The organism is Enterovibrio nigricans DSM 22720 (genome assembly GCF_900167155.1).
Taxonomy (GTDB): domain Bacteria; phylum Pseudomonadota; class Gammaproteobacteria; order Enterobacterales; family Vibrionaceae; genus Enterovibrio; species Enterovibrio nigricans.
Genome location: NZ_FUXU01000032.1, coordinates 40,108 through 48,205 on the forward strand (window position 1 = coordinate 40,108; position 8,098 = coordinate 48,205).

Below are 8,098 nucleotides of genomic sequence, written 5' to 3' on the forward strand. Positions count from 1 at the left end.
CGATTGACGTACAGGCTGACAAAACGCCGACAGCAGTGTCGGCGTTTTTTGCTTCAGAACAATCCTAGTTGAGGCATTGAAAGTTCATCAAACCGCTTACCAATAAAAGGTAGAATACCATCCGCAATCGGCTTTAATTGCTTATCAACATAATGCTGATAGTCGTAAGGGCTTTCCAATGCCTCAAGTGGCTCAGCACCATTGGTGGTGATAACGTATTCTATCCACCCTCCGTGCTGGTATTGCAGTGACCTGCCCAATTTCTGGTTGTATGCATCTGCCTTACGTGCAGCTTTCACATGCGGAGGAACATTTTTTTCGTAATCGGACAACTTTCGCCTGAGCCGCTTACGATAGACTAACTTCTCTTTATTGTTACCGTGTAACGTGTCTTCCACCGTATTCCGAACATATTCTTCAATGTCTTCACCATCAAAAACCCGTTGATAGAGCGTTTGCTGGAACTCTTGCGCTAAAGGAGTCCAATCCGTACGAACGGTTTCTAACCCTTTGTAGACAATTCGTCGATCACCGTCTTTATCCACTAAACCCGCGTATCGCTTTTTACTGCCCGTATCTTGTCCACGAATGGTGGGCATAAGAAATTTTTGGTAATGGGTTTCGTATTCAATTTCCAATGCAGAGTCGATTTGATACTCATCAATAAGGTGTTGAGTCCACCACGCATTAATCAAGGAAACTAATGCCTTTCCTATCTCATCCGCATCCTGATTACTGTATTGCTTACCGAGCGAAACAAACGTCGAATCCGTATCACCGTAGATAACATTGTAACCTTGAGACTCAATCAACTCTCTGGTCATCTTCATGATTTCATGACCGCGCATCGTAATAGACGACGCAAGTCGATGGTCGAAGAACCGACAACCTGACGAACCTAACACACCATAAAATGAATTCATGATGATTTTTATGGCCTGAGAAAAGGCCTTTTCCCCTTGGCGCTTCGCTTCATCCCGCGCTCGCCACAGGAGTTCAATCAATGAAGGAAGAAAGTGTTTCTCTCGGTGGAACACGCCCCCCCGAAAACCCGGCACCGTCTCAGTGTCATCCTTAGTGTGCAGCCCCTCAATCAACCCCTGCGGATCGATAAGAAACGTTCGAATGATTGAGGGATAGAGCGATTTAAAATCGAGTACCAATACCGATGCGTATAAACCCGGCTTACTGTCCATGACATAACCACCGGGACTCGCAATCCAGTTTTCGCTCGCTAACGTCGGCGCGACAAAACCGCCACGGTGTAGCCTTGGCAAATAGAGGTTTGTGAAGGCAGCCACAGAGCCACCAATCCGATCCAACTCAATCCCCGTCAAACGACTTCGCTGGATGAGATACTCCATAAGATGGGTTTCTTTGAATATGCGATTAACCAGTACACAATCTTGCAGGTTGTAAGTCGCGAGCGCGACTTTGTCGTCTCGAAACATACGGTTGATTGAATCCATGCGGTCATAAGGATTGTCGATAGCCTTGCCTTCGCCAAACATCGTCTGCGAAACAGACTCTAACGACCAGGATCGGAAACTGTACGTCGCCGATTTCAAGCCATCAATGCCATCAATCACCACTCGGCCAGGGAGCGTGATAAAACCTTGACGGCTATTACTGGCATCACGCCAATGCGCTTTTTCGCCACCGCGCCCTAAACGTAGATCTATTTGGTTGAAAGCAGCTCGTTTCACCAATAATCTGAAATCAAAATCGACAACACTCCACCCAACAACGACATCGGGATCGAACGTCTCAAACCAACGGTTGAGATTTTTTAGCAAGGATAGCTCATTCGGCACCCATTCTATCCAAGGCGTCTCGTGCGCGTTCTCTGGCTGTTCACCGATCATGATGACACGGCTGTCCATGTCACTGTCTAAACCAATCGAATACAAAACGCCTTTTTCGGAACATTCTATATCCAGCGATACGCGCGACAATGACGTTGTATAATCCGAAGCCTTAGTTTTTACATTTCGATACTCTACATAGCCTTTACGCTGTGTCGCATCACCTGCAAACGTTAAACCGCCACAGATGAACCGTTCCATAAGATACCGGTCACCAAGCCTTACATCCGACTCCAACGCATCAATCCCTTCTGCCATCAGTTCTCTTGCAGCACGGTTAGCGGCCTGAATGGTGGCGAAATAGAACGCAGAAACGGGCTGATAAGAAAAATTCTTTAGAGAGAGTGATTTCTGAGTGAATGGGATGGAGGTCGAACGCAGTACCCTCAGTGCATCATTGACAACGTCCTGAGCAACAAAAAAAACGGGCTTTTCATTGTGTACCAGCAACTTAGCCGGCCCAGATGGCGTTTGAACCCAAAAAACAAGTTCAGTGCGATCGCCAATGTCTCGGCTGTGTCGACTAATAAGAAAACCATCTTGATATTGCAATGTTGCCTCAGCGCAGATTATTACCCCCGAAGTATACCCGAAACCATGCCGTGCTTCTTTCTACATATCACCGACCTCTCGATTTTTATGCTTACATAAGCGCGACGGATAACCCTTGCTAAAATCGATATAAGGTTACCTAGGAGCAGTTATGAACAATCACGTCTCACATATCGTGGTAGTGGACGACGAGAAAGACATCAGAGACGTTCTTGCCGATGTACTTCAGCAACAAGGTTACCGTGTCACTAAGGCGGCAAATGGTGCCGAACTCTTCGCCGCTGGCCCGTCAGAACTCGCCATTATCGACTTACGTTTGGATAACGAAGACGGATTGACGCTCGCGAAAAGCCTCCGTGCACAAAGCGCTATCCCAATCATGATGTTGACCGGAAAAGGCGATGAGACCGATATCATTATTGGTTTAGAGGTCGCCGCCGATGATTACATGATGAAACCTTTCAACCTTCGCGAGTTCACGGCCAGAGTGAATGCGTTGTTACGACGAAGCAATACCTCATTTAGAAGCGATACATCAACAGGACAAATTTCTACCGTTGACTGCGAAGAAACTCTTTATCAATTTGATGACTGGACACTCAATCTTTCACAGCGCACTGTCACCCACCTCAATGGCAGCCAGCCCACCCTAACACACGGCGAATTCTCTCTTTTGGAAGTACTTGTTACTTCTCCTCGAAGAGTGCTTTCTCGTGAGCACTTAATGGAAAGAACCCACGGATATGGTTCAGATTCTCAAGACCGTACCATCGACGTATTGATTGTACGTCTTCGCCGAAAGATTGAGAAAACCCTCGCCTTCCTCAGCTGATAAAAACAGAGCGGGGAATGGGTTATCGCTTTAACTCGACAGTAACGAAACATGTAAGGCGAACTGGCTAGCCACTATGCAGTCTCAGAGTATTCGCCCCTGTTTGATGATGACATTATCGGCGTTACTTTTGCTGACAACCCTTATGGCTGGGTTTTCGTTATTCACGTTGTGGCAAACCAGCACTTTCTAGACAAAATCACCAAAACGACACTCGCAGATGCGCAAACTTCATTGAACTTGTCAGAAAGTGTTGCCCAGATTGCGGCATTGGCGCCGTACATCGCAACATCTGCGCGTCCGTATCAAGTCCAAAAAGAAAAGCAACTGCTGGAACCCCGCACTGCAAAGTTGACTCGCTACACCACGCAGTTGACCGACCCCATTTATTCACTTGAACTATCATCACGCGTCAAAGACGTGAAAGAGGCGCTACAGCAACTAATGAGCAATGTGGAGCAGGAGTTATATATCCGCGAAGACTTGATGGCGCAGCAATTTAGCCTTGATGGATTAAACAAATACCCTTTCGGCTCTGCCTTTGTGGGTGCCTTCACATCAAACCCAACACAGCTTTCCCAAGGATGGATTGAACAGGTTTTGTCCTTGTATCAGAACAACACGAACGGCGAACAGGAAAGAAACACGATCCTACCCGTATTTGCGGCACTCGCTAGAGGAAATCAGCTAATCAAGGAACTCCACCAGCAAAATGCCTTCTTACTGGCCTCTATTCGTGCGCAATCAGATCGTATGGCGGAATACGTTAACAACATCGTATTAACGACCATATGGCGAAAGACCTTCAGCAGGTAACGAAAGAAATGCTCAATCTCGCAGAAGGAGAAACAGAGCTGAAACCCGTTATCCTCGCACGACAAGATGAGATAGGCCAATTGGCAAATGCACTTGGAACGTTTCAAAAAAATGCGATAGAGAAAGTCGAAGCCACCACCCACTTTACGGGTGGTGACTTTGGTATCAAACATGTCAGTGAAACGACAGTGCCACTGATGCCGGAGCCTTTATGTCAAAAACATGTCACCATTCTTGAAGGTAATATTACCGCCCTTAATACCTTGTTTTATGTGTTTTGGACGAAGGTAGCTTCTTACTGGTGGGACATTATGGAAATAACGTAGTGCTTCGTCATTTCGACCAAAACAATAAGCATTAATCACGTGGTAGTTTGGATCCTCATAGTACTGCTTCACCTGATCGACAGTCATGCCATCCATATCCACGGCACGTATCACTCGTTGTCTGAATCCACTTTTTTGCGGGCCGTTTTGAGCGCGTACGAGGTCTTCATTAGTATAAAAATATTTATGTAGAATTTTAGGGTCCCTTCTTGCTGTATTAAAGCAACCCGCCTCGTAATTGTTACCCGACGGCGTACCATGGGTGCCTGAGAGTAAAACAACATCTCTCGGCTTGTACCACATGCTTTTCCTTCGTGCGAGCCTTTGAAGTGGCTCGTCTAATTGATGTGCTCTTATTTCCTGATCTGCACCAAGTATCCGCTTGCTGCCTACTTTTACCTTGTGCCATTCAGGGGAGCGGTTCGTGGCATTACCAACGGGAACGCTCCCTTTGGTGATTTGGCCACCAGATGCGCTGGGCGTATTATAAAAATCGCTCGGGCCGCGTTGGAGCCCTGACGCGGACTCTTTTCCCGTAGCCCGAGCCGAACCAACAGCAGAAGCAAAACCTACTACACCTGTCCCCAGCGATACCCATCCTAGCGTGGAGGAGGCTTCTGGGTTGGAATCTTCCAACGCGCCGCTTGCGATAGAGGTTGCATCAGACACCACACCAAGCGCGCCAACAGCCAGTGAGGTCGCTGATGCCGATTCGAGCGCTGCCGTCACGCTTCCTGCTGCCGCTATTGATGCTCCTCCCGTGAATATTGCTAACCCCAGCCCGAGCGCGCCAAGCACAATGCCGGCAATTCCCTGCCCGCTCATATGTCCTGACGGATCGACGTGGTTTATTGGATCGCCAGAGCAATACGCGTAAGGATTGATCCCTCCAGCATCAAATGGGCTTAAACTATCTGGGCAGTTAAATCGCATAAGCCGTGGGTTATAGGTCCGGTAGCCATTGCCTAAATGGTAGGTTTCACTCACGGGGTCAACACGTTCGCCATTAAACCCGGGCAGAAGGGAGGTTGATTCTCCGCATCCGTACGGAGACCAAGCATGCGATACACCATTACTTTGGCTTCCTTCCCGCGACCACAACAGGCTATTATTTTGGTCACCAGCGGTTAGCGTCAGGTTGTCATCATCGCAAACGCCTAGGCAGGTATGTGCTGCTTTAATCAGGCGAACTTTCCGTTCTTGTTTCGTAGACAGCTCGTTCACCAGTTCTGCGTCGCGATAGTACAGTTGACGATCTTTGTCATCCCCGATGTTTTGACAAACCAAACGACTCAAAGCGTCATAACCATAGGTTGCTGCGTCGGTTGTTTTACCCTTTTCACTCACGCCGACTAATCTGCCAACCGTGTCATAGCACAGTGTGCGTCCTTCGTCGTCAAGGATCATGCGTCCATTGTCGTCATATTTCAGTTGGATGTTTTGTGGGTAGTCGTGGTGGCTGTGTGTGAGGGAGGATAGCTGGGTTGGATCGTCGGCGTTTTCATAATGATATGCCGTTGTATTGCTACTGCCGTCTGCCAATGTGGTGGTGACACTGAGCAAGTTGTTGAGGGCATCAAACTGATACGTCTGCCCAGACATCGCATGTCCATATGTGTCTAGCGGCAATTCACTCCCTTTCACGCTGTAAGTGTCAAGGCGATTGCGAACGTCGTAGTGATAACTTTCATCACGCACGACTTTGCCACTTTGTTTTACGGTTCGCGTGTCCAACAGGCTGTTTGGCAGCCAAGTTTGAGAAACGGTGATCGTAACACCCTTGCTGTCTTCAACTGTACGTGTGAGCTCTCTACCGAAATCGTCATAGGTTAACGTGGTGGTCAATTTGGCCTGTGTTGCTGTGTCCACTACTGTTTGAGATCCTAGTTGGCCGAATTCATCGTATTTCAGCGTCACTGTCAATGCATCGTCCGTTATTGTTGTGACTCGCCCATGCTTGTCTCGTTCATACGTTGTTTGTTTCCCGGTAACATCTGTATAGGTGTGCGGTTCACCGGCCAATGTGTGAGTGTAAGCTGCGTTTAAGCTTTGCCCATTTCGGCTGAATGTTTCTTTCACCAAACTACCGGATGAGTCCCAATCGTTGTTGTTTTCTATGTCTCCTTCCTTTGCGACCAATAAATCAGCCGTGCTTTTGTCATAAGAAAACGTCTGCGTCACGCCATCCGCGGTCATGTCGCTGACCATATTTCCTAGCTCTGGGATATGCGTATACTGCATGGACTTACCTGAGGGTAAGGTAACCTTAGAAGGAACTTGCGACACGCCATCATACGTATAGGAGGTGGTTCTACCTCCAATGACTTTGCTCTTCACACGCCCAAGGCTGTCAAACTCCTGCGAACCTAGCTGCCAAGTCTGTGTTTTACCGTCAGCGTTTAAGCCCTTCACGCTAATACTCGCGACCTGATCGCCTATCAGATGGGGCGCATAGGTCCGGGTGACAACGCTGTCGTCGGGGAGGGTCTGAGTTAAGACCCTTCCAAAGGCGTCATAGGTGCGACTTACTGTGTTTTCACGCTCATCTGTTTCTTGCCACAGACGACCAAGGCCATCCCACTTATAGGTGCGTACACCCACTGTTTTATTTGCCGTATCCGTGTTGGTTTCTGTAAGGAGCAAAAGGCTCTGTTCATCATAGGTCGTGGTGAGTTTTCCCGAAACGACAGTATTGTTGTCAGTGTCGGCAGTGCTTTCAACGTCTGCACTGGCATATACGGTACTGGTCAGAGATATTTGGTCGGTTTCGTTGATGCTGTTGGTGCCGTCTGAGAGTGCTTGCTTGCTCAGCCCCCCCCAGCCGTCATATGATAGCGTCGAACTGACGGAATACGTTTCTGACGACCCGACAAGCCAATCGAAACTTGTACCAGTATCAACCACTCCCTGCGCGTTATAACTCTGTGAGGCAATGTCGTACCAATGATCATTGTCGGTGTCTAAGCGTTGCACACTAATGGCACGGCCAGCGCCGTCAAAGTAGGTCTTTAATTGATTGCCTGAGGCGTCTGTTTCAGTGGTGACTGGCCCCTTATCATCAATGGCATACTCCCATGTGGTTGTGCTTTCAAATTTGGTGTCGGGAGCTTGCGTTCGAGTCAAAGTACGGCCGCACTTATCGTAAGTAAACGCCGTCGTCACACCTTGACCATCCGTTTCTGATAGAAGATAGCCCGTGTGAACATGCCGCAGTGTAGAGCGAGTGATCGCCAACCCATCATGACCCGTTGTTGTGATAGTCTGTTTTAGACCCTCTTTGGTTGTTTCAAAGGTAAAGTTCTGCTGTTTGGTGTAAGCAGCCTTCGCAGTGATATCTGGTGTCAGGATGTTTGTCCGTTTCTCTTCACGTCCGAACGACACTGTTTTACTCGTATCTGTGCGTGCGACCTGAAGTCGTATGAAGCGCTGTTCACCGCGATAAGAGTGAACCATCTGTATCACCAGATGACCCTAGGATCCTGAATAAAGCAGCGGATCCGACAATGTAACGAAGTCCAGTAAATCATGGGACGGGAATGGAATCGTGAGAGGACGTTCCTCCTGATAACCACAAATCGGGTAAGTGCTAGGGTGTCGGTATGATGAACGTAAGTGAATCCATGTAAGGTGCGTTATACGAGGATCAGCGGAAGTGGTGGTTAATACGCTGTGGCCAAAAGGCACGAGAGTAGGAAAGAGATTGGACA

Annotated in this window: 6 protein-coding genes; 3 read left to right on the plus strand and 3 right to left on the minus strand. The window is 48.2% G+C overall.

The features are described 5' to 3' along the window. Nucleotides 1-53: 53 nt before the first annotated feature. Nucleotides 54-2,417, minus strand: a complete 2,364-nt coding sequence (locus B5D35_RS12695) for a DNA polymerase II (RefSeq protein ID WP_078752943.1) — start codon at nt 2,415-2,417, stop codon at nt 54-56. 151 nt (nt 2,418-2,568) lie between these two features. On the opposite strand from B5D35_RS12695, the gene B5D35_RS12700 reads away from it, so the two are divergent. The 3 genes from B5D35_RS12700 to B5D35_RS24905 all read left to right on the plus strand — a co-directional run bounded on the left by B5D35_RS12700 (nt 2,569) and on the right by B5D35_RS24905 (nt 4,391). After that, nucleotides 2,569-3,249, plus strand: coding sequence for a response regulator (locus B5D35_RS12700; protein ID WP_244556586.1), 681 nt, complete (start codon nt 2,569-2,571; stop codon nt 3,247-3,249). Between the two features lie 171 nt (nt 3,250-3,420). Then, complete coding sequence (locus B5D35_RS24900; protein ID WP_078752944.1) at nt 3,421-4,065, plus strand: hypothetical protein; 645 nt, start codon at nt 3,421-3,423, stop codon at nt 4,063-4,065. Between the two features lie 8 nt (nt 4,066-4,073). Next, nucleotides 4,074-4,391: a hypothetical protein gene (locus B5D35_RS24905; RefSeq protein WP_244556587.1), complete on the plus strand. Its 318-nt coding sequence runs from the start codon at nt 4,074-4,076 to the stop codon at nt 4,389-4,391. Here B5D35_RS24905 and B5D35_RS12710 read toward each other — a convergent pair. Together B5D35_RS12710 and B5D35_RS24570 are read right to left on the minus strand one after the other, a co-directional pair. Continuing rightward, nucleotides 4,275-7,844 carry an RHS repeat-associated core domain-containing protein gene (locus B5D35_RS12710; RefSeq protein WP_078752945.1) on the minus strand — a complete coding sequence of 1,190 codons (3,570 nt, stop codon included), beginning with the start codon at nt 7,842-7,844 and terminating at the stop codon, nt 4,275-4,277. The two genes, B5D35_RS24905 and B5D35_RS12710, sit on opposite strands and share 117 nt — an antisense overlap. Before the next feature lie 18 nt (nt 7,845-7,862). After that, a partial coding sequence (locus tag B5D35_RS24570; protein WP_212567541.1) for a hypothetical protein occupies nt 7,863-8,098 on the minus strand: 236 nt, incomplete at its 5' end.